The 19,962-nt window shown below is 45.1% G+C and carries 24 protein-coding genes; 11 read left to right on the top strand and 13 right to left on the bottom strand.

The window, feature by feature from the left end; genetic code table 11:
* Positions 1 to 65 precede the first annotated feature (65 nt).
* Both BSZ04_RS15810 and BSZ04_RS15805 read right to left on the bottom strand, forming a co-directional pair.
* Positions 66 to 2,108: a sensor histidine kinase gene (locus BSZ04_RS15810; protein ID WP_088880807.1), complete on the bottom strand. Its 2,043-nt coding sequence runs from the start codon at positions 2,106 to 2,108 to the stop codon at positions 66 to 68.
* On the bottom strand, positions 2,098 to 3,549 hold the full coding sequence (locus BSZ04_RS15805; RefSeq protein WP_088880806.1) for a sigma-54-dependent transcriptional regulator: 1,452 nt from the start codon (positions 3,547 to 3,549) through the stop codon (positions 2,098 to 2,100). The genes BSZ04_RS15810 and BSZ04_RS15805 overlap by 11 nt, the downstream gene beginning before the upstream one ends.
* Before the next feature lie 343 nt (positions 3,550 to 3,892).
* Here BSZ04_RS15805 and BSZ04_RS15800 point away from each other — a divergent pair, with 343 nt between their 5' ends.
* From BSZ04_RS15800 to BSZ04_RS15775, 6 genes are all read left to right on the top strand, one after another.
* Complete coding sequence (locus tag BSZ04_RS15800; protein WP_010448262.1) at positions 3,893 to 4,711, top strand: ABC transporter substrate-binding protein; 819 nt, start codon at positions 3,893 to 3,895, stop codon at positions 4,709 to 4,711.
* A gap of 6 nt (positions 4,712 to 4,717) precedes the next feature.
* Complete coding sequence (locus BSZ04_RS15795; protein ID WP_010448263.1) at positions 4,718 to 5,416, top strand: ABC transporter permease; 699 nt, start codon at positions 4,718 to 4,720, stop codon at positions 5,414 to 5,416.
* A gap of 43 nt (positions 5,417 to 5,459) precedes the next feature.
* Complete coding sequence (locus BSZ04_RS15790; RefSeq protein WP_010448265.1) at positions 5,460 to 6,179, top strand: energy-coupling factor ABC transporter ATP-binding protein; 720 nt, start codon at positions 5,460 to 5,462, stop codon at positions 6,177 to 6,179.
* Positions 6,157 to 6,744 (top strand): molybdenum cofactor guanylyltransferase MobA, encoded by a 588-nt coding sequence (mobA, locus tag BSZ04_RS15785; protein ID WP_047479398.1) that lies wholly within the window; start codon positions 6,157 to 6,159, stop codon positions 6,742 to 6,744. Before BSZ04_RS15790 ends, mobA begins: the two co-directional genes overlap by 23 nt.
* Positions 6,741 to 8,519, top strand: a complete 1,779-nt coding sequence (locus BSZ04_RS15780) for a bifunctional molybdopterin-guanine dinucleotide biosynthesis adaptor protein MobB/molybdopterin molybdotransferase MoeA (RefSeq protein ID WP_088880804.1) — start codon at positions 6,741 to 6,743, stop codon at positions 8,517 to 8,519. Before mobA ends, BSZ04_RS15780 begins: the two co-directional genes overlap by 4 nt.
* 74 nt (positions 8,520 to 8,593) lie before the next feature.
* On the top strand, positions 8,594 to 8,860 hold the full coding sequence (locus BSZ04_RS15775; protein WP_005377584.1) for a DUF2960 domain-containing protein: 267 nt from the start codon (positions 8,594 to 8,596) through the stop codon (positions 8,858 to 8,860).
* A 77-nt stretch (positions 8,861 to 8,937) separates the two neighbouring features.
* Here the strand turns inward: BSZ04_RS15775 and BSZ04_RS15770 are convergent, their stop codons facing one another.
* The 3 genes from BSZ04_RS15770 to BSZ04_RS15760 form a co-directional block, all read right to left on the bottom strand.
* Positions 8,938 to 9,435 carry a VPA0510 family protein gene (locus BSZ04_RS15770; RefSeq protein WP_088880803.1) on the bottom strand — a complete coding sequence of 166 codons (498 nt, stop codon included), beginning with the start codon at positions 9,433 to 9,435 and terminating at the stop codon, positions 8,938 to 8,940.
* A 192-nt stretch (positions 9,436 to 9,627) separates the two neighbouring features.
* Complete coding sequence (gene nagK, locus BSZ04_RS15765; RefSeq protein ID WP_010448284.1) at positions 9,628 to 10,536, bottom strand: N-acetylglucosamine kinase; 909 nt, start codon at positions 10,534 to 10,536, stop codon at positions 9,628 to 9,630.
* A 172-nt stretch (positions 10,537 to 10,708) separates the two neighbouring features.
* Complete coding sequence (locus BSZ04_RS15760) at positions 10,709 to 11,461, bottom strand: tRNA-uridine aminocarboxypropyltransferase (RefSeq protein WP_088880802.1); 753 nt, start codon at positions 11,459 to 11,461, stop codon at positions 10,709 to 10,711.
* A 179-nt stretch (positions 11,462 to 11,640) separates the two neighbouring features.
* Here BSZ04_RS15760 and BSZ04_RS15755 point away from each other — a divergent pair, with 179 nt between their 5' ends.
* Entirely contained in the window at positions 11,641 to 12,459 is an 819-nt protein-coding gene (locus BSZ04_RS15755; protein WP_088880801.1) for a sterol desaturase family protein, read from the top strand.
* Complete coding sequence (locus BSZ04_RS25470) at positions 12,456 to 12,680, top strand: DUF7661 family protein (RefSeq protein WP_088880800.1); 225 nt, start codon at positions 12,456 to 12,458, stop codon at positions 12,678 to 12,680. Before BSZ04_RS15755 ends, BSZ04_RS25470 begins: the two co-directional genes overlap by 4 nt.
* Here BSZ04_RS25470 and BSZ04_RS15745 read toward each other — a convergent pair.
* The 8 genes from BSZ04_RS15745 to BSZ04_RS15710 all read right to left on the bottom strand — a co-directional run bounded on the left by BSZ04_RS15745 (position 12,653) and on the right by BSZ04_RS15710 (position 16,360).
* Positions 12,653 to 13,111 carry a GNAT family N-acetyltransferase gene (locus BSZ04_RS15745; protein ID WP_088880799.1) on the bottom strand — a complete coding sequence of 153 codons (459 nt, stop codon included), beginning with the start codon at positions 13,109 to 13,111 and terminating at the stop codon, positions 12,653 to 12,655. The two genes, BSZ04_RS25470 and BSZ04_RS15745, sit on opposite strands and share 28 nt — an antisense overlap.
* A gap of 16 nt (positions 13,112 to 13,127) precedes the next feature.
* Entirely contained in the window at positions 13,128 to 13,346 is a 219-nt protein-coding gene (locus BSZ04_RS15740; protein WP_038884798.1) for a hypothetical protein, read from the bottom strand.
* A 36-nt stretch (positions 13,347 to 13,382) separates the two neighbouring features.
* Positions 13,383 to 13,766, bottom strand: a complete 384-nt coding sequence (locus BSZ04_RS15735; protein ID WP_010448293.1) for a hypothetical protein — start codon at positions 13,764 to 13,766, stop codon at positions 13,383 to 13,385.
* Between the two features lie 189 nt (positions 13,767 to 13,955).
* On the bottom strand, positions 13,956 to 14,282 hold the full coding sequence (locus BSZ04_RS15730; protein ID WP_010448294.1) for a YceK/YidQ family lipoprotein: 327 nt from the start codon (positions 14,280 to 14,282) through the stop codon (positions 13,956 to 13,958).
* Between the two features lie 37 nt (positions 14,283 to 14,319).
* A complete protein-coding gene (locus BSZ04_RS25275; RefSeq protein ID WP_010448297.1) occupies positions 14,320 to 14,637 on the bottom strand; it encodes a hypothetical protein in 318 nt (105 codons plus the stop codon).
* Positions 14,638 to 14,858: 221 nt separating this feature from the next.
* Positions 14,859 to 15,302 carry an NUDIX hydrolase gene (locus BSZ04_RS15720; RefSeq protein ID WP_088880798.1) on the bottom strand — a complete coding sequence of 148 codons (444 nt, stop codon included), beginning with the start codon at positions 15,300 to 15,302 and terminating at the stop codon, positions 14,859 to 14,861.
* Entirely contained in the window at positions 15,292 to 15,708 is a 417-nt protein-coding gene (locus tag BSZ04_RS15715; protein WP_088880797.1) for an NUDIX domain-containing protein, read from the bottom strand. The genes BSZ04_RS15720 and BSZ04_RS15715 overlap by 11 nt, the downstream gene beginning before the upstream one ends.
* 253 nt (positions 15,709 to 15,961) lie before the next feature.
* Entirely contained in the window at positions 15,962 to 16,360 is a 399-nt protein-coding gene (locus BSZ04_RS15710; RefSeq protein ID WP_045389598.1) for a GFA family protein, read from the bottom strand.
* Positions 16,361 to 16,645: 285 nt separating this feature from the next.
* Here BSZ04_RS15710 and BSZ04_RS15705 point away from each other — a divergent pair, with 285 nt between their 5' ends.
* The 3 genes from BSZ04_RS15705 (at position 16,646) to BSZ04_RS15695 (ending at position 19,885) form a co-directional block, all read left to right on the top strand.
* Positions 16,646 to 17,623, top strand: coding sequence for a tripartite tricarboxylate transporter substrate binding protein (locus tag BSZ04_RS15705; protein ID WP_088880796.1), 978 nt, complete (start codon positions 16,646 to 16,648; stop codon positions 17,621 to 17,623).
* A 220-nt stretch (positions 17,624 to 17,843) separates the two neighbouring features.
* A complete protein-coding gene (locus BSZ04_RS15700) occupies positions 17,844 to 18,338 on the top strand; it encodes a tripartite tricarboxylate transporter TctB family protein (protein ID WP_162531063.1) in 495 nt (164 codons plus the stop codon).
* A gap of 20 nt (positions 18,339 to 18,358) precedes the next feature.
* On the top strand, positions 18,359 to 19,885 hold the full coding sequence (locus BSZ04_RS15695; RefSeq protein WP_088880794.1) for a tripartite tricarboxylate transporter permease: 1,527 nt from the start codon (positions 18,359 to 18,361) through the stop codon (positions 19,883 to 19,885).
* Positions 19,886 to 19,962 lie beyond the last annotated feature (77 nt).

The following is a 19,962-nucleotide window of genomic DNA, read 5'->3' as shown; positions in this document are numbered from 1 at the left end:
GTGATTACACTGACCCTTTTCTTTAGTTGGTAAAACGCATTCAAATACCCAGTACCGAGTATCACCTACGCGATATTCATCACGTCAAGCAACAGCTCAGCTTTCTTCGGTAGATAAATACTGAACGTACTGCCTTTGCCCCATTCTGATTCCGCTTTTAACTCGCCGCCAGTCTGGCTTAGAATACTTTGAGAAACCGACAGCCCCAGACCGGTACCGTCCCGTTTGGTGGTATAAAACGGTGAGAAAATACGGCTCAGGTTTTCTGGTTTAATACCACAACCTTCATCGGTCACATGAATCTCCGCGCCTTTTAATTCTCCGTCCTCTACCCAGTCTTTACTCACAACGGTCAGTTTGCCTGCCCCCTCCATCGCATGGATACCATTCATCTGCAAGTTAACCAAAATCTGCAATAATTGGTGACGATTGACCTCTACAGATGTATGTGCTTGTAGATCCGTAACAAACTCAATATCGCGTTTCTTGGTTCCGGTTTTAACCAGCGTAATGCTCTCGTCGATGATTGGATTGACGTGCTGCCAAGTGATTTCATCTTGTACACCGCCCTGACGACTGTATTGCAGCAGGCTGCGAGTGATATTGCGAATACGGTCTATCTGAACATGAATCGCATCAATCTCTTCTTGAACGCGACTCGCTTCATCACCAAGTTCAAACTGAATCAACTCGACGTTACCAAGAATCACGGCCGTTGGGTTATTAATCTCGTGAGCAATACCCGCTGTTAGTTCACCAAGCGCAGCAAGCTTTTCATTTACAACTAGCTTATCTCGTGTTTGGTTAAGCAGTTGAATATGCAGCTCTAGCTCTTCAGTTTTATCTTTTAAACTGGCGGTTCGCTCTTGGACTTTACACTCTAATTGTGCTGCTGAGTTTTTCAGTTCTAACTTTTGTTCTTCTAGCGCGTCCAACATATTATCGAACTGCCGAGCCAACTGTGCCAACTCATGATGTTCATCTAAACCTAATGGACCAATACGTTGTTCTTTACCTAGTTGGACCAACTTCACGACCTTGTAAATACGTTCTATTGGACGAAACAAATCCCGTGAACCACGATACACCATCACACCAGAAGCCAATAAAAGCACCAAAGTAATGACGCTAATTTCGACAATGTTGGTCATGTATGCCTTAACAAACGGCCACATCAGATAACCAGTGTAAAGCATGCCAATAACGTTATCGTACTGGTCTTTGATAGGTTGATATGCCGTAATGTACCAAGCATCGTAAACAAAGGCTCTATCTACCCACTGCTCACCTTCATCTAGAACCTTGTTGTACACCTCTGAACTGACTCGTGTGCCGATTGCACGCCCTAAACGTTGGTCACTATCTAAAGGAACATTGGTACTAACACGAAGATCATCCAAAAATACCGTTAGAGTTCCCACCGGACGTAGCCTGTCGTTATCGTTCAAATAGATAAGATCACGAATTTGATCGACCAGCACCGTACTGTTATTAAGCAGCAGTCCCCCATCTAAAAAACCAAGTAAGTCATTATGCTGGCTATAAACAGGGATAACCGTTCTACTCACTAAGCCACGAGCTTCTACGCCGCCATTTTTCAAAATAGGCACTTCAGCGCGTTTAGCGAGTTCTGGGTCAAGCTTCTCCAGCTCTTTTCTATCCAGTACATCGAAGAAAGATTCGCGCTTGGTTAAATCCATAAAGCGGAACTTGTTTTCCATCGAGTTCACACGCTGAAAGGATAAAAAATCCAACCCGTAGCGTTTCTTCTGCTCAGTCACCCAAGTTTGCAATTGCGCTTGTGGGACATTTTGGTTCACTCGTGTACGGAAATCATATGAATCCGAGAACGCTTTAACGTAATTCGCTTGCTTTTGTTGTAGCAGCGTAATGCTGTTATTCGCAACGCCCAAACGCTCAGACACATCTAATAGCGCGTTTTGCCACGTATAGTGAATAGACCAATAGATCGTAATACCAATAAGGGCTATCAGCGTTAGGAAGATTGGCGCAGACGTTAAAATCAACAGTCGATAACGGACCATAGTTTTAAATCGATATGTCCATTTCGACATTCCTTTGTGTTGCTGCCAACTATTACTCGGCATAATCCTCGTCCTCGGAGTCCCACTCTTTGTATTTGCGCTCTAGCGTTTTTCGTGCCACTCCTAAGTCTCGAGACGCTGCTGACTTATTACCTTCGTGCAAATTAACCAATTGTTGAATATGCGCTTTTTCTACTTCTTTTAAGGTCCAAGAGTTTGGATAGCCTTCCCCAGAGAACGATTTACCTTCTTTGAACGTCGGAAGCTCTTCGCTATGTGACACGGTAATGGAAACATTAGGTAAAGCATGACCGCCATTGAGTTCACGCCAGTGATGCGCCGGCGGTTTACCTAACAAAATACAGCGCTCAATTAGGTTTTTAAGCTCACGAATGTTGCCCGGCCAATCGTATTCGCTCATTGCTTCCATATCTTCATGCGCCCACTTCGGTGCTTGCATGCCAAGTTCACTGGTCAGCATATTGCTAAAGTACGGCACCAGTTCAAACAAGTCGGTTTTACGCTCACGCAGAGGTGCGACTTCAATTTTTAACACGTTTAAACGGTAATAAAGGTCGCTTCGGAAATTACCTTTGTTGACTTCTTCTTGTAAGTTGCGGTTGGTCGCCGCGACAATGCGCACATCGATACTGATTTCACGCTCTGAGCCTACAGGACGAATGGTGCGTTGCTCTAACACACGCAGCAGTGACGCTTGCATGGATAAAGGCATTTCACCGATTTCATCAAGGAATAATGTGCCGCCATTGGCTACGCGAAATAGACCTTCACGTGATTTCTTCGCTCCGGTAAAGGCACCTGAGGTGTGACCAAATAGTTCACTCTCTAAAAGCTCCGGCGCTATCGCACCACAGTTAAGTGGGACAAATGGACCAGTACGCCCACTTGCTTGGTGAATGCCTCGCGCAACCAGTTCTTTGCCCGTGCCCGATTCACCTTCAACTAGAACAGACGCGCGAGACGGTGCAAACTGAGCAATCATCTGTTTAAGTTGACGCGTTTTCTCTGAGCCACCAATGATTTCAGAGGTGTGATGGCGCTGATAGTCACGCTTCATCGCGTATTGCATGCGCTCGTTTAAGCGGCGATCCATACAACGACTGACTGCTTTCAGCATCTGCTCTAGGTTAAACGGCTTGAGGATAAAATCCGACGCGCCAAGCTGAAGTGCTCGAATCGCGATTTCTAAATCCGCGTAACCGGTCATGAAAATAACATCGGCGCGTTTGTCGTCATCCTCAAAGGCTTCTTCCCATTCAATCCCAGAACGCCCTGGCAAATTGATATCCAACAGGATCAAATCGTAGTGGCGCGAGTTACGTAGCTCTTCCGCTTCTTCAATGCTGCCCGCTGTATCGACTTGCGAAAACAGTTTGCCCAGAGCCTTTTTAAGGATGGCTTGCATACCGAGTTCGTCATCAACGACCAGTACTGAAAAAGCGTTGTATTGTTGGTTTGTACTAATATGGGATTGAGTAGACATATTTACCCCAGTTGGATTCGAATGGGACAGAGTGTACCAAGTTTAAACAGAGATACCCTACAAAAAGTGCGACATTTTGTACCAACGCAAATTTTTATGCAAATAAGTCCATGAATTAGCGCATAAATCAAACATTTTGAGCTTGTAAAATGTTGGCATCTTGTTTGCTATATGGATTGTCCAAGTGGTCTCAGGATGCGGGAGACATCAACGCGCAACCATCGCACCTCACTCCCTCACCCTAAGATGACTTGAGATATGAGCGCACTATGACGCTCTGGCGACTTCTTTAGTACCCCAAGACTTAAGAAGCCAAAGAATCATTGGAAAGGAAACAACTAAAATGAAAAAAATTGCGCTGACTCTAGCTGCAACGTCAATCACTCTTGTAAGCTACTCTGCATTTTCAGCTCAAGAAGGCGAACACATCCGTCTGGCTACGACAACAAGTACTTACCACTCTGGCTTACTGGACTACCTACTTCCTCAATTTGAAAAAGACACTGGCTACAAAGTGGACATCATCGCTGCAGGTACTGGTAAAGCACTGAAGATGGGTGAAAACGGTGACGTTGATTTGGTCATGACGCACGCGCCTAAAGCAGAAGGTGTGTTCGTTGAAAACGGCTACGGCGTCCTTCCACGTAAACTGATGTACAACGACTTCGTTATCGTTGGCCCTAAAGCTGACCCAGCACAGGTGAAAGACGATGCGTCAGTGCTAGACGTATTCAAAGAGATCGCAAACAAAGACGCGACTTTCATCTCTCGTGGCGATGATTCTGGTACACACAAAAAAGAACTGGGCATCTGGGCGCAAACTAAGATGGAACCAAACTTTGGCGGCTACCGCAGCGTAGGCCAAGGCATGGGCCCTACTCTAAATATGGCGTCAGAGATGCAAGGCTACACCATGACTGACCGCGGTACATGGCTGGCTTACCAAAACAAACTGGATCTTGCGATTCTATTCCAAGGCGACGAAAAACTGTTTAACCCGTACCAAGTGATTTTGGTTAACCCAGAGCGTTACCCAACCATCAACTACCAAGGTGCGAAAGCATTCAGTGACTGGTTGGTGAACCCACGCGGTCAGGAGCTGATCAATGGCTTCCGTCTGAATGGTAAACAATTGTTCGTTGCGAATGCTGAGAGCAAATAACGCAATATGAATCTTGCTGATACAACACTAGAAGCCCTGCGCTTACTGGTGAATTTTGATGCAGACCTATGGGAGATCGTTGCGGTCTCCTTTAGTGTTTCTATTACGGCAATATCTTTGGTGGTATTGCCGTCTATTTTGATGTCCTTTGTCTTAGCCTACACCGACTTTCGTGGTAAATGGTTCTTGCTCTCCATTGTGAACACCTTACAGGCGGTTCCAACAGTAGTCATAGGTTTGCTGCTGTATATGATGCTTTCAAGAGCTGGTCCGTTGGGAGATTGGCAAATGCTGTTTACGCAAAAAGCCATGATCTTAGGGCAAATGATCGTCTGTTTCCCGGTTTTGGTTTCCATGATGCACGGCGCACTACAATCTAGTGACCGTCGCGCAGTTGAAACTGCAATCACACTGGGTGCCTCAATGCCACGTATCGCTGCTACTATGATCTGGGAGACACGTTTTCCTTTATTGGCCGCAATCATCGCGGGATTCTCACGAATCGTCACCGAGGTAGGCTGCTCGATGATGGTTGGTGGTAATATTATGGGCGTGACCCGCAATATTCCGACTGCCATTGCTATGGAAAGTAGTAAAGGTGCTTTTGCGCAAGGAGTTGCATTAGGAATTGTATTATTATCTCTAGCGTTAGCGCTCAACTTTCTCTTATCTAGTATGAGAGGCAAAGGTTATCTAAGAACATGAAGCAAGCAATCGACTCGCCATCGACCCAATGTAAGGGTGAATTATGACTATAAAAATTACCGCCGAGCAATTGTCCATGCGCTTTAAAGAGCGCGTGCTTTTTCACATTCCTGAATTGGCTATTGGTCCAAATGACGCGATTTACCTTAAAGGCGACAACGGTGTTGGTAAAACTACCCTACTCAAAATCCTAGCTGGCTTGCTAAAGCCTTCCACGGGCAAAGTGGTTGCACCTAAAGACACTTGGCTTAAAAAGTGGACGCGTCGTAGTGGTCGTGTTGATGTGATTTATCTCCATCAATCTCCTTACCTTTTTGACGGCACTGTATATGAAAACGTCGTTTATGGAGTTAAATATCAACAAGACTCGGCAAAAGATAAGCGAGCTCAAGTTATTAGTGCGCTGCGCATGGTAGGGTTAGAAACCTTAGCCGACGAACACATCTCTGTATTGTCCGGCGGCGAGAAGCAACGCGTGGCAATGGCACGAGCTTGGATCTTAAAACCATCGATTTTGTTGATGGACGAACCAAGTGCCTCTCTCGACCAAGAGTCAATTGAACGTCTGGTCATCATGGCAAAAGATCTGCTTGATCGAGGTTCTAGTATTGTTGTGACTAGCCACCAAGCTAACGCGTTGACGGATTTATGTAAAAAACAGTGGTGGATTAAAGACAAGACTTTGGTAGAGTCTCCACTCTTGTATGTCATACCAAAAGAAACATCCCAAGAGAACGCATATGCTTCAGCCAACACAAACTAGTTGGGTCATTTTAGCTGGTGGCCAAGCCAGCCGTATGGGTGGAAAAGACAAAGGCCTGATCGAACTGAATCAGAAACCACTCATCGAACACGTTATCGAACGTTTATCTCCGCAAACACCGCGCATTCTAATCAATGCAAACCGAAACCAAGACGCCTATCGTGCGTTTGGTTTCGTCTTCAGCGATCAATTCAAAGATTTCCCAGGTCCGATGGGTGGTATCCACGCGGGCTTGGTTCATGCAGAAACCGATTGGGTTGGCTTCGTCCCTTGTGACAGCCCACAAATTAACACCGATCTTGTTGAGCGTTTTTGCCACGCGGTAAAAGAAGACACCGATATTTTGGTTGCTCATGATGGCGACCACCAGCAACCCGTCTTCACGCTTTACCACAAGCGCGTTCTGCCAAAACTGACTGCGTTTTTAGAACGTGGCGATCGTAAGATCATCCTACTCTATAAAGAGTGCAACACCAGTTACGTTGACTTTAGCGACTCACCAAACTGTTTCGTCAACTTAAATACTCCAGAAGAACTGGCGCAATTTGGACAACTCGAATCATGAAACACACGCTAAACATCCCTATTCTTGGTTTTGCTGCCTACTCTGGTACAGGCAAAACTACGCTACTTGAAGCCTTGTTACCGAAGTTAACCGAAGCGGGTTTACGTATTGGTATGCTAAAACACGCACACCATAACTTTGACGTCGACCAACCGGGCAAAGACAGCCACCGCCTACGTAAAGCGGGCGCATCGCAAATGCTGATCTCTTCTCGTAACCGTTTTGCGCTGATGACAGAAACACCTGAGTCGGAATCTGAGTTTGATTACCTACTAACGCGTTTCGACGAAGACAAACTAGACGTGGTTCTAGTGGAAGGCTGCAAAAACATTGCGTTTCCTAAGATCGAATTGCACCGTGAAGAAGTCGGCAAGCCTTGGCTTCATCCAAACGATGAAAACATCATTGCGATTGCTTCAGACAGTGGCGAATTAGACTCTGAACTGCCACAAATGAACATTAACGATCTTGAAGCGATTGCCCAGTTCGTTATTCAGTATGTTCAAGAAGCGAAAGCACCAAAGAGTAAAGAGAAAGAAGCCGCTTGCTGCGATACCCTTTCTCCAGCTTTCCTTTCTGTAGTTCAAGGACAAGAAAAGATCCTATCTTTGGTGAACACGGTTGCCGAAACCGAATCGTGCAAGATTGAAGATGCGTACGGCCGCGTGCTTGCAGATCATGTTGTGTCACCAGTGAACGTTCCGCAATACACCAACTCAGCAATGGACGGTTACGCGATTCGCGGTGATGATGTCGAGCGCGACAGCTACCAAGTGGTTGCTGAAGTGATGGCGGGTCATGCTTACGATCAGCCTCTGGAAGTTGGTCAAGCGGTTAAGATCATGACGGGCGCACCAACGCCTACCAATGGTGATACCGTTGTTATGCGTGAGCAAGCAAAACAGGATGGCGATACTGTCACGTTCAATGGTGCGAGCATCAAAACTGGTCAAAACGTTCGCCAAGCAGGTGAAGACTTAGCAATTGGTAGCGATGTGTTTACTGCCGGTACTCGCCTAGCCTCTCCTGAGATGGGCATGATTGCTTCTCTTGGCTTTGGTGAAACGAATGTGTTCCGCAAGTTAAAAGTTGCTGTGTTCTCTACCGGTGACGAAGTACAAGCGCCGGGTACAGAACAGAAAGCGAATTCAATCTACGACTCAAACCGTTTCACTATCATGGGCATATTAGAGAAACTTGGCTGCGAAATTTTGGATTTCGGAATTCTAGAAGACAACGAGCAGTTGATGATTGAAGCGCTCGAAAATGCTTCTGCGCAAGCCGACGTAGTGATGACTTCTGGCGGCGTATCCGTTGGCGATGCAGATTACATTAAGCTGGCATTGGATAAACTGGGGCAAATTGATTTCTGGCGTATCAACATGCGTCCTGGTCGTCCGCTTGCGTTCGGTCAAATCAACGATAAGCCTTTCTTTGGTCTGCCGGGTAACCCTGTGGCTGTGATGGTTTCATTCATCAATTTTGTTGAACCAGCGCTGCGTAAGATGCAAGGCGAACAAGGCTGGAAGCCACTTAAAGTCAGTGCCATTGCGACAGAAAATCTGCGCTCTCGCCAAGGTCGTACCGAGTTTAGTCGCGGTATCTACGAACTAGACGAAACAGGTCGCCTAACGGTTCGCACAACAGGTAAACAAGGCTCTGGCATTCTCCGCTCTATGAGTGAGGCGAACTGTTTAATCGAAATCTCACCTGCTGTTGATACAGTAAAAGAGGGAGAAAGCGTGACAATTATCCCACTTCAAGGCAGAATCTAGGCCAATTCAGAATTCAAAGGTCAGCATGTCTGGCCTTTTTATTGATTACAGAAAAATTTTTCAGAGAGACAGCTATGGCTCGCACCATTCTTTACACTTACAAAGACCAAGACAAAGAACTGACGTTCTCGTACCAGCAACACCGCAACATTCAAGAAGCGGTAGCAGAAGCAGAAGGTATCGACATCACTGAGTTCCTAAAGATGGAGCAACAAATCGAAGCAGTATCTGACACTAAAGCAGTGCGCAACTACCGCGACAACTACTTCAGAAAATTAGGCTTTAGCAAAATCACCCTAGCTCAAAAAGAAAACTTGGGCGTAGGTAAAAAGAACAAATAAGCCTAACCAAATAGGTCAAAGCAAAAAACTCGCGATTCGTCGCGAGTTTTTTATGCATGAAATCCAAGGGTAAGGCTTTATAACTGAGGCTCAACAATCACAAACTGGTTCGTTCCTGCAATTGGCGCATACCAATCACTGCCTTGGACATAGAAAGTCGCCCCATTAACGGTCACCGTAGTCGCTTCATTAGGCAACACATCGACTATCTTACCTGCCATTCCCTTATTTGCTACGACAGTGCTACTCGCTGTATTCACTTCGCTCTGCACAGATACCGGAGGTTGCTCCACATAAATATACTGATCACCACTTCGCTTGTAATAGACATTATCAACGACGGCATAAGTGATCCCCGCAATCACTAGGTAAGTCGCGGTTCTCGGAATTTTATTGTAATGGTATACGCGATGAACTGGCGCTTTATAAACGGGACGATAAACAGGTTTAACTACCACCACTTTCTTTACGTGTTTTTGGGGCTTAGGTGCTGGCGGCTTTGCAAGCGTCGGCGAGACCATACCAACTAAAGCGATACTAAGAACACCATACCGAAATCTTAACGAGTTGAACATCTTCATTCCTACTGTTCATGGAAGCAATGGAAACAGCTTATCAATCACGAGTTCAAGAGACGTAAATGAAGCGTAAAACTGGGTAAAGATAGCAACGGCATAACAGCAATAAAAAAGCCTCGCTTACCTTAAAGGGAAGCGAGGCTTTCAATCTTTGTCTTAAATGTTTTCTCTTAATGAAAACTCTGACGATTACTTGATATTTAGGAACGCAGCGCCACGTACACCGCCTGAATCACCATGTTTTGCTTTGATGATCTTCGGACATTTCGCTACAGAAAGTAGGTACTTAGGAATACGTTTTGGCATCTCTTCGTAAATCAGTTCGAAGTTAGATAGACCACCACCCAACACAACTACATGTGGGTCAGTTGCAGTAAATAGGTTCGCAAAACAGATTGCGAGAAGCTCCATAAAGCGCTCAACGTGTTCAACTGCTTTTGCTTCGCCTTCTGCGTGTGACTTAATGATGTCGATCGCTTTCTTCTCTTCGCCGTAGTAATGCGTGTAAAGAAGTTCGAAACCACGACCAGATAGGTAGCTATCTAGACAGCCTTTCTTATCACAACCACAACCTAGTAACGGTGCGTTTTCACCTAGGTGGAACCAAGCATCAAGGGGAAGACGGGTATGACCCACCTCACCTGCTACGTGGTTACGACCAGAGAACACCTTACCTTCGTAGATGAAGCCACCACCAAAGCCAGTACCAAGGATTAAGCCAAGTACCGATGGCTCGTCTTTAAGTTCCTCATCCCACGCTTCTGAAAGCGCAAAACAGTTTGCGTCGTTTTCGATTTTTACGCTGCGGCCAATTTTTGCTTCTAGATCCGCGCGAAGTGGTTTACCTTTCGCTGCAGGTACGTTAACCGTTAGTACCGTTGCGTCATCGGCATCTTCCATACCAGGAAGACCAAGACCAATCGTACCTTCACAACCAAATTCAGCATCGTATTTGTTTACTAGACCTGCGATGGTTTCTACCAGCAAATCGTAGTTGTCTGTTGGTGTTGGTACACGTTCTGTTGCTACACGCTCAAGTTTATCGTTAAACGCACCAAACTCGATTTTAGTGCCACCGACATCAAAGCCGTAATACATGCAATTCTCTCCTAAAATGCTCAAACGACTCCCAAAAAATGCTGGAGTCAAAAATATAAACTTTAGGCATTATCCATATCTGTACGCCTGCAAACCGTGACCGAATGCAGATTTATCCCCTCATTAAAGCCAGTTGAACAACAAGCCATCAACAAAAGTTCATTCCTTAGAGTTAGCTCTCGATTTTAGCCCACTCTTTGAAACGTTTCAGATGCGGTCGAGACCAGTCAGTTTTCACGCGAGTTTTTGTTAGCATGTAAGTTTCACGGAATGCTTCAAACCACAATTGCAAACACTCTGACGCTTGTTCTTCTCCCGCTTGTTTGAATACTAACGTCGCCACTTCAGCCGTAGATAAATGCTGCTCGTTATCTGAACGACGCATAATGTATTCAGACAGTGATTCCGGCTCAATAGAAAGCACAGGCAAAGATTTAAGAAACTCTGAACGGCGGAAGATCTTGCGAGCTTCACGCCAACTGCCATCAATGAAAATCAGCAGCCACTTTTTGTTCATGCTACCTTCTTCTGTCGCCAAGCGCTCTGGATTCAAACCATCTAACAAACGCTCTGGCTCATCGACGTAATCTGCTGGGAAGACAACCACAGGTTGATAAGCGTCGTTCTTTAGCAACGCCAGCATCTCTTCAGAAGGTTCTGTACGATTCCATTGATACACGTAGGTCTCTTGAATCGTATCAGCAATTAAACGCCCGGTATTGCTTGGTTTGAACACTTCGTTTTCCGACACAATCAGCATACACGCGATATCAGATTCGATGTTCGGTTGAATGTCGCACAAACAAAATTGCTCAGAAACCTGACAATATGGACAACGAACCACTTTACAACCACGAGCATTAAATGGCTTCGTTGAGATAGATTGACGGTGCTGGTATAAACGATGGAAAGCGTGGATTCTCATGGATAGAAAGTGCCAGTTGTTAGGGTCTTTTTAAAGTAGAGCGCGATTCTACTTGCATCGTCTGTTAGTCTCAAGGAATGCTCGCAAACAGACCGCAATTCACCTTCCTACCTTTCGGTGAAAGATACATTGATGTCGTAAGGTCTTAGGAGTTAAGCGAATTAATCAAGGAAATTAGAGTGACTGAAACTGCATTTAACGACCCTTCCTGGCTAAGGCTTAGCATCTTCATTGGTGTGTTGTTGCTCTGTACTCTGTGGGAAAACAAGCGACCGAGAAAGCAGTTGACCGTCGAGCGTTCATTTCGCTGGTTTAACAACCTTACGCTGGTCGCTCTAAATAGTGTCATCATTGCTATTGTCATGCCTATTGCCGCTTTCCAAGCTGCCATCATCGCTTATGAAAACCAATGGGGTCTACTCAATGCATTCGCCTTACCAACTTGGTTACATGTGCTGATTGCCGTCGTATTACTCGATCTCATCATCTACCTACAACATTTAGTCTTCCACCGCGTTAAACCGCTGTGGAAGCTTCACCGCATGCATCACGCCGATCTGGATATCGATGTCACCACAGGAACACGATTCCACCCGTTAGAAATCATTCTCTCTATGGTGGTAAAAATCACCGCTGTTTTCGCTTTGGGCATCTCTCCTATCGCCATCGTAGTGTTTGAAATTGTATTGAATGCTAGCGCGATGTTTAACCATAGCAATGCAAAGCTGCCACTGCCTTGGGACTCGAAGTTACGTAAGTTGGTTGTGACGCCAGACATGCACCGCGTGCACCACTCTGTCATCCTGCGCGAGACACATTCTAACTTTGGTTTTTTCTTGTCTATCTGGGATCGTTTGTTTGGCACATACCGCGCTCAGCCGGAATTAGGTCATGATAATGTTGTGATTGGTGTTCCTGAGATCCGCGACAAAGATGAGCAAAGATTGGATAAACTGCTCACACAACCATTTCGTTTTAAGGACAAGTCTTCGCTATGACTAGTTCGATGAAAGTGAATGTGTTTGGAAGAATCATGTTCGCGGAATGCAAAGGTGGAGTTTGGACGCTTTATATCGACTCGGAAACATCGATAAAACGCCCTGTTAGAGATTTTGTCGTGCCGCCCTTTCTCGATGAAGATGAGTTACTGATCTACCTAGACGATATGTATCACGAATATGCGACTACAACTCATCCCTGTGTGTTTCGGATTGAATAAACCAGCTTAACTTCCGTTGCAGGGTTACCATTGGTTAATGAGAATAGCGTCGACTCCTCACTTTGTAGCACTTCAAAACCGAGAGCTTCAAAAAACACAACATTACCCGTCTCTTGTACACACCAGACGCTCAAACAATTCACCGAATCATATAACTCACACAAAGCCGCAATTAAGCGGCGAGCGATGCCCTGTTTACGAGATGCTCTTTCGACGGCTAATCCCGATAATTGTAGTTCGCTGCTTGTTAATTTGACTTTGATGCAAGCAACTGCCTTAGTTTCAATATAATAGGCGTAAGTGACCCATTCATCTTTGCCTGAAGTTGGTTTTGCGGTTTTGTTTGGGGAGTAGATTGCTCTCAGTTCATGAAAGCAATCTCTGGAAAGGGATTCGACCGAAGGGTCTCCACTAGAAACGTGTTGAAGCATTTATGCTCTGCTGGAATTAGGCTTTGATCAAATCGCGCTTCTTGTTTGATTGGGTTACGCCAACAAACAAGCCAATAACACCTAACACAATTGACGCAAGCGCTAACATACTCACATCTTGTTGTTTGTTGATAGCAGAGTAAACAAACGCAATCCCAAAAAAGATTGCACCAAAGCTAAAGCCAGAGATCGCTGCGAAAAGTCCAAAGCTCGCAAGATCCTTAACGTTGTTCATAACTCATCCCTGTTAGAAAACAATTTAAAAATAAAATTAGCGGAATATCTGACGAGAGTTTCTAACCCTGTTTGCACTCCATAGCCATAACGATGCGGCTAAAGCAAAACCAAAGATCATTGATTGAAGTTGCAAAGGAACTTCGTCGCTAAAAAGCCCAAAGTTGTAGTGCGCATATGAGGTAAAGACGACATCACTGCCCATCGTCAGAATCAACATTAATACCCCTGTGCGGCGGTGTTTAATAAGCAAATAGATTGAGAGTAAGTTTAATATCCCTAAACTCGTCCAGTAGCTATTAAGCCATTGCGGCACTTCGGTATATGGCAAGAAACCACCAGTTACGTTGTCATAAATATGTATAACGCTGCCTACAAGCAGATACGAACAAAGGATGAATACTGCAAACTTTTCCTTCATTGTTGGCTTCCTTATCATCGTTTTGATGGCGAATCATACTAGACTATGTGAGATATCAATAATTTGATGTTCATTTTTGAGAGCGATCATGCTTTAAAAACGCCTATCTCCGTCCCAAAGTCACACATTCTCGCGGTTGAACACCAATACCCAAAGAATAGTCGTTCATCAGAAAGGTCGCATAACTACTTAATTAACGTCTATTGAGCCTTTTTCAGCTTGCATGGTGATTGTGTACGGTAAGACCAAGGTGTCGGCAATAGCCGAAAAAACGGTATCGAATACAAAGAACGGCACTCCGTCTATTTTGGGGCCTGTGTTCTCTGAATAGCTTGGTTCACCATTCAATAAACACATGTTGTAATTCACTCCACTATAAATTCTTGGAATATCCTGACAGTAACTTCGCTTCCCTTCATGGGATATTCTCACGTGATTATTAGGTGGGTTTATAGTTTCAACTGTTGCACAACCTTGCATCGTTAGTGCTGCCATCAAAGCGAGTGGCTTTTTCATTTACTTTCCTTGTTTTGTAAGTCCTTAATAAAGTCGTTCACACTTCTATTATGTCGTACTCGCACTTTAAAGAAACTGATCCTCTAAATAAGATATGCGGCGAACGAAAGAAGAGAAGCGGTTGATTTCCTGAACTTAATTGCTCCTTGTAAAACTGTTGAGTCCCTTGAGGCAACTCACCTAGTCTTGAGAGTTTGAGTTCTTGATAAGGCGCAAAGTCCTCTTCAGACTCCTCCCAATCACCAAACATTTGGTTCGGCGACCAAAAGATCACAGTATTGTGTTTATTGATGCCCAGCTCTCTTACGTCAAACTGGAACCAACGACCTAACGTTACCGTTTCACTACCGCACATCCTCAATCCTTCTAATATCTTGCGCGGATGAATCGGCGTAAAGTGCAAAACATCGTTCCAATAGCAATCTAAGCCGTGCACGCGTCGTTGCAGGGCATGTGGTCGATACTCGTATTTCTTTACGTGCTGTTGATACAGATTAGGCTGTGATTCTCTTAGACGGTTAAGGGGCTGTAATACCTCTCCCGTTAGATTACGTGGAACTCGATGGTATAAGAACGTCAACGTTTTCCCTCTTCAGATACTGGTAAATCAATCTTACCGAGGCGGATAAACTCACGGGCCTGCTCTAAAGCACGTTGAAAAACAGGATGCGCGTGTGAAGTGATATCTTGCGTAATATCATGCCAAAAGAAAGCGAAATGATGCCCACCATCATCTTTTGTATGAAATACCCATTGTTCTGGAAGAGCCCCGCACTCACATAAAACAAAATGCCACACTTGCTCTTGGAACTCACTTTCCCAACAGCCTAAATAGCTTGTTTGCTTTACTTGATCAATGCCCGACTCTTCTGCTAATTCCCTTTTAGCGGCACTCAACAAATCACCATCAAATGATTCGACGGTACCTTTCACCAACTGGATACCAGCAAGAGGATGCTTGAAAAGAAGAATCTCACTATTTTGGTTTCTCAACACCAATGGACATACTTTATCGACCACCAAACCATTCCTTATTTCTTAAACAAAGCTTCTTTGCTTCAATTGGATAAAGGTTGAGAGGAGCTATTTCTTCATAGCCAACCCATTTTAACTTGTATTGATTAGTATCCGATCTTCGCTGTTGTTCAGGGCCGCAGCCAAGTCTTACTGTTGGATTGTCGACATACGATAGAAAGTAATGTTCGATTCGCGCTTGATTTCGAATCTCGAACACATGCTCCAACAAATCGAGTACTATACTTGTCTCTTCCAGCGCTTCTCTCTTCGCTGCCTCAACTATTGATTCATCGCTCTCTACTGATCCGCCCGGGAATACATGATAATTTCTTCCGTCCTTGTTCCTCTCAATGAGCAATAATTGGAAGTTTCGGTTAATCAAAACTACCCCTGCGCGCTGTTGCTTCATCTAAGAGCGCCTCCCTGCGCCACCTATCATGTCTTTGCATAAACCTCATGCGCAACTCGTTACACAACTTAACAACAACTGTAACACCTATTGTGAGAGGTTATTGCTTTTAGGTGAAAAAAAACCGAGATAAACTCGGCTTTCTCAATCTTTAGCTCACACCACTTTGTACTTGCTGATAGACAATCAAAAATAAACCAGCAAATACCGCTACTGTCAGTAAAACCTTTAACCAAAGAAACTTCATTTTTATCTACTCTTCAGGCGCGTATTGGTCAAAAACTTCTTGAGCTGTCATTTTCTTGCTGTGTGGCTGAAGATCATAGTACGCGGGCTTCTCATCAGTGAAGATCTCTAAGCTTAATTTGAAATCTGGCTCATTAAATAATCCCGCAGAAAGAATGTATTCATCCGTTGCCAATAAGTGGTAATAGATATTCGTGCCGCATTCACCACAAAAACCTCGTACTGCCCATTGGGATGATTGATAACGTTTAGGCTCAGCACCGCTAAATCTTACGCCCGGTCCACAATGAACCGCATGCAAAGGGCCGCTTGACCACTTTCGACACATGTCGCAATGACAAAAGCTCACTTCATTGTGTTGAGGTGCGGTCACTTCAATAGCGCCACATAAACAGGTTCCTTTCATCGTTGTCACTCCCTATTAAACCTCCATTATTATGGCGTTTTAAGGCGCCCAATTGATGTGACCAATCTAGTCTTTTATTAAATCCAGCCTTGGATCCCTTTTTCATGAACTTTATGAACAAAACGTCGTTTATGCTCAATATTCTCTTTATCTACGCATTAGAGACATCACGTTAACACCTTATTAACCTTTAGCTCATCACTAGCGAGTCACCCTACCTCGCTAGGAGAACAAATAATAAGACTCTTAAAAACAAGAGAGTCACCAACATAAGGAACGTGAAACATGTTAAAGGTACTCAAACCAACGCTCGCCGCATCCATCATTGCAGCTTCATTTTCTTTCCACGCTTTTGCTGCTGATGTTGAAAAACTCCACTTCCTAATCCCTGGTGGTGCTGGTGGCGGTTGGGATATGACGGCTCGTGGCACAGGTGATGTGCTGGTTAAATCCGACATCGTTGAAAGTGTCTCTTTCCAAAACCTCTCTGGTGGCGGTGGTGGCAAAGCCATTGCACACCTTATTGAAACCGCAGAGCGCCAACCTGACACACTGATGGTCAATTCAACACCAATCGTTGTTCGCTCACTCACGGGTATCTTCCCGCAATCTTTCCGAGATCTGACGCCAGTAGCCGCAACGATTGCTGACTACGGCGCTATCGTGACTTCCGCGGATTCTAAGTACAACACATGGGAAGATGTGGTCAAAGATTTCGAATCTAACCCACGTAAAGTAAAAATCGCTGGCGGTTCTGCTCGTGGCTCGATGGATCACCTAGTCGTCGCAGCCGCATTTAAGGGCGAAGGCTTCGATGCACGTAAAGTTCGCTACATCGCGTACGATGCCGGCGGTAAAGCAATGGCAGCACTTCTATCTGGCGAAACACAATTGCTTTCAACCGGTCTTGGCGAAGTATTAGAGATGTCGAAATCTGGTCAGGTAAAAGTACTGGCGATTACGGCACCAAAACGTCTAGACGCTGCACCAAATATCCCTACCCTAAAAGAATATGGCAATGAGACTGTGTTCGCGAACTGGCGCGGTTTCTTTGCCGCTCCTGGCACGAGCCAAGCCAAGCTCGACGAATGGAACGCAGCTCTGACCAAGATGTACAAAACGGACGAATGGCAAGTTGTTCGTGACCGCAATGGTTGGATTGACAACTACAAAGCGGATAAAGAGTTCTTCGCGTTCCTAGAAGAGCAAGAGCAGCAAATGGGCGGTCTAATGCGCGAATTAGGTTTCCTGAAGAAGCAATAACTCCCATCCGAGTTTATGGGGTTAGCTATCCCTAGCCCCAGTTGTATTTGCACTCTAATTTCACCGTATATGGGCATTGTCGATAATCGACAAGTAAAAACTCCTTTGTTTATTGGTTCTAAGCACTTCGACTAGCAGCGAGATGCTTAATTGTTAATGACCTGACCCTTCTTCATTAACGCCCATATACGGTTTTTTCCTGTTGTTCTAGGAGTTGGATATGTCTCGTTCAACCAATATTTTTACCAAAGAGAATTTGCTGTGCCGCGATCGTGTCGGTGCGATGATCTTTTTATTGTTTTGCCTATGCTATGGCTACCAAACCACGCAGATTCCTCTCTTTCCCGGGGATGAATACGAACCCTTCACGGCTCGCACCTTACCAACCATTCTGACCTACGTCGGGATTGGTTTAGCGTTAATGCTATTAATAACTGGTCAGCCCGATAAACAAAGCGGCGCCGTAATGTCATTCAACTGGAAACTGCTCATCGCCTTTTTAGTTTTGATGGCGCTTTATGGTCTGGGTTTGACTTACATCGGCTTTGTATTAGCGACAGGATTCTTCCTAATTGCGGGCTTTTACCTTCTTGGCGAACGACGTAAATCGGTGTTGTTTGGAGCCTCATTTCCGTTCGTTATCGCGTTTTACTTGTTGCTAACTCAAGGTCTGGATATCTACCTTGAGCCTGGTCTGATTTTCACCATCTGGTAGTCAAAAGAAAGGACTGAATTATGTTAGATGGAATTCTACAAGGTTTATCCACCGCCGTGATGCCAATGAACATCATGATGGTGATTGTTGGCTGTTTTGTTGGTACGTTTATCGGCATGCTACCGGGGCTTGGTCCTATTTCTGCCATCGCTCTGATGATTCCTATCACCTATGGTTTGGATCCATCTTCGGGTCTGATTCTGATGGCAGGTGTTTACTATGGTGCGGTATTTGGTGGTTCAACTTCCTCTATTCTTATCAACGCACCGGGTTGTTCTTCAACCGTAGTTACCGCGTTTGATGGCTACCCAATGGCGCAGAAAGGACAAGCAGGTAAAGCACTTGCACTGGCGGCTTACTCTTCTTTCACTGGTGGCACGCTTTCAGCAATCATGCTGCTTGTGGCGGCACCTGCATTGGCTAACGTCTCGTTAAGCTTCCAATCTTCTGACTACTTTGCGCTAATGCTTCTTGGCTTATCCGCAGTGGCTGCGTTCGCTGGCAAAGGACAAGTAATAAAAGCATGGATGATGACCATTCTAGGCTTGATGTTGTCTACTGTCGGCATTGATAAAGGCGTCGGTGTCGAACGCTTCACCTTTGGTCTAACGGATTTGATGGATGGCTTTAGCTTCCTATTGTTGGCGATGGCGACCTTTGCGCTTGGTGAAACTTTGATGGGTATTTTGAAGCCTTCTGAAGATACGCGTGATGAGGAACAAGATAAACTGAGCAACATTGGCTCGATGAAAGTCACCAAGGAAGAAATCAAAGAAGTAGCACCGGTTTCTATTCGATCTTCAATCCTTGGTTTCTTTACTGGTGTACTTCCGGGCGCAGGTGCAACCATCGCCGCCTTCTTAAGTTACGGCATGGAACGTAACCTTGCTCCAAGAGATAAAAAAGAACAGTTTGGTAAAGGCAGCATCCGAGGTTTGGTGGCTCCAGAGTCGGCGAACAACGCAGCATCAAGTGGTTCTTTCGTTCCTCTATTGACTCTTGGTATCCCGGGATCTGGTACAACCGCAATCATGCTAGGAGCGTTAATCGCCTACGGTATTCAACCGGGTCCTCGTCTGTTTGTTGAGCATCCAGATGTATTCTGGTCGGTGATTATCTCCATGTACTTCGGCAATATTGTGTTGGTGATTCTTAACCTGCCGTTGATCCCATACATCTCAAAGCTACTTGCAGTACCAAGAACCGTGTTGTTGCCAATGATTCTGTTCTTCTCTATCACCGGTGTGTATCTGGTTTCTTTCAACACCATGGACGTGTTTGTGATGTTACTTGTGGCAATGGCTGCCATCGCACTAAGGCTGGCAAACTTCCCTCTCGCACCGCTGTTGCTTGGCTTTATCCTTGGTGGATTAATGGAAGAGAACCTGCGCCGTGCATTGATGATTTCCGACGGTGAACTGAGCTTCTTATGGGAACGCCCAATCACACTGACATTCACCGTGCTTGCAGTATTGGTACTTGGCAGTCCACTGTTTGTAAAACTCTTTCAAAAGCTTAAAGCACAACCAGTGAAAGTTGAGCAATAAGCATTCTATCTCTCCCTCAAGATAGACCTTGAAACCAAGCCACCCTCTGCGGTGGCTTTTTTATTGGACTAATCGCT

It is taken from the genome of Vibrio rotiferianus (assembly GCF_002214395.1).
Lineage (GTDB): Bacteria > Pseudomonadota > Gammaproteobacteria > Enterobacterales > Vibrionaceae > Vibrio > Vibrio rotiferianus.
This window is presented reverse-complemented; position numbering and strand designations above follow the sequence as displayed.

What these genes read in the sequence shown, in the direction of transcription:
- BSZ04_RS15780 (WP_088880804.1), top strand. Translation starts at nt 6,741, where the DNA reads ATGAAACACACGCTAAACATCCCTATTCTTGGTTTTGCTGCCTACTCT.
- BSZ04_RS15710 (WP_045389598.1), bottom strand. Translation starts at nt 16,360, where the DNA reads ATGAAAGGAACCTGTTTATGTGGCGCTATTGAAGTGACCGCACCTCAA.
- BSZ04_RS15775 (WP_005377584.1), top strand. Translation starts at nt 8,594, where the DNA reads ATGGCTCGCACCATTCTTTACACTTACAAAGACCAAGACAAAGAACTG.
- BSZ04_RS15795 (WP_010448263.1), top strand. Translation starts at nt 4,718, where the DNA reads ATGAATCTTGCTGATACAACACTAGAAGCCCTGCGCTTACTGGTGAAT.
- BSZ04_RS25275 (WP_010448297.1), bottom strand. Translation starts at nt 14,637, where the DNA reads ATGTGCGGTAGTGAAACGGTAACGTTAGGTCGTTGGTTCCAGTTTGAC.
- BSZ04_RS15770 (WP_088880803.1), bottom strand. Translation starts at nt 9,435, where the DNA reads ATGTTCAACTCGTTAAGATTTCGGTATGGTGTTCTTAGTATCGCTTTA.
- BSZ04_RS15760 (WP_088880802.1), bottom strand. Translation starts at nt 11,461, where the DNA reads ATGAGAATCCACGCTTTCCATCGTTTATACCAGCACCGTCAATCTATC.
- BSZ04_RS25470 (WP_088880800.1), top strand. Translation starts at nt 12,456, where the DNA reads ATGACTAGTTCGATGAAAGTGAATGTGTTTGGAAGAATCATGTTCGCG.
- mobA (WP_047479398.1), top strand. Translation starts at nt 6,157, where the DNA reads ATGCTTCAGCCAACACAAACTAGTTGGGTCATTTTAGCTGGTGGCCAA.
- nagK (WP_010448284.1), bottom strand. Translation starts at nt 10,536, where the DNA reads ATGTATTACGGCTTTGATGTCGGTGGCACTAAAATCGAGTTTGGTGCG.
- BSZ04_RS15715 (WP_088880797.1), bottom strand. Translation starts at nt 15,708, where the DNA reads ATGAAGCAACAGCGCGCAGGGGTAGTTTTGATTAACCGAAACTTCCAA.
- BSZ04_RS15740 (WP_038884798.1), bottom strand. Translation starts at nt 13,346, where the DNA reads ATGAACAACGTTAAGGATCTTGCGAGCTTTGGACTTTTCGCAGCGATC.
- BSZ04_RS15730 (WP_010448294.1), bottom strand. Translation starts at nt 14,282, where the DNA reads ATGAAAAAGCCACTCGCTTTGATGGCAGCACTAACGATGCAAGGTTGT.
- BSZ04_RS15735 (WP_010448293.1), bottom strand. Translation starts at nt 13,766, where the DNA reads ATGAAGGAAAAGTTTGCAGTATTCATCCTTTGTTCGTATCTGCTTGTA.
- BSZ04_RS15745 (WP_088880799.1), bottom strand. Translation starts at nt 13,111, where the DNA reads ATGCTTCAACACGTTTCTAGTGGAGACCCTTCGGTCGAATCCCTTTCC.
- BSZ04_RS15700 (WP_162531063.1), top strand. Translation starts at nt 17,844, where the DNA reads ATGTCTCGTTCAACCAATATTTTTACCAAAGAGAATTTGCTGTGCCGC.
- BSZ04_RS15695 (WP_088880794.1), top strand. Translation starts at nt 18,359, where the DNA reads ATGTTAGATGGAATTCTACAAGGTTTATCCACCGCCGTGATGCCAATG.
- BSZ04_RS15790 (WP_010448265.1), top strand. Translation starts at nt 5,460, where the DNA reads ATGACTATAAAAATTACCGCCGAGCAATTGTCCATGCGCTTTAAAGAG.
- BSZ04_RS15805 (WP_088880806.1), bottom strand. Translation starts at nt 3,549, where the DNA reads ATGTCTACTCAATCCCATATTAGTACAAACCAACAATACAACGCTTTT.
- BSZ04_RS15810 (WP_088880807.1), bottom strand. Translation starts at nt 2,108, where the DNA reads ATGCCGAGTAATAGTTGGCAGCAACACAAAGGAATGTCGAAATGGACA.
- BSZ04_RS15705 (WP_088880796.1), top strand. Translation starts at nt 16,646, where the DNA reads ATGTTAAAGGTACTCAAACCAACGCTCGCCGCATCCATCATTGCAGCT.
- BSZ04_RS15800 (WP_010448262.1), top strand. Translation starts at nt 3,893, where the DNA reads ATGAAAAAAATTGCGCTGACTCTAGCTGCAACGTCAATCACTCTTGTA.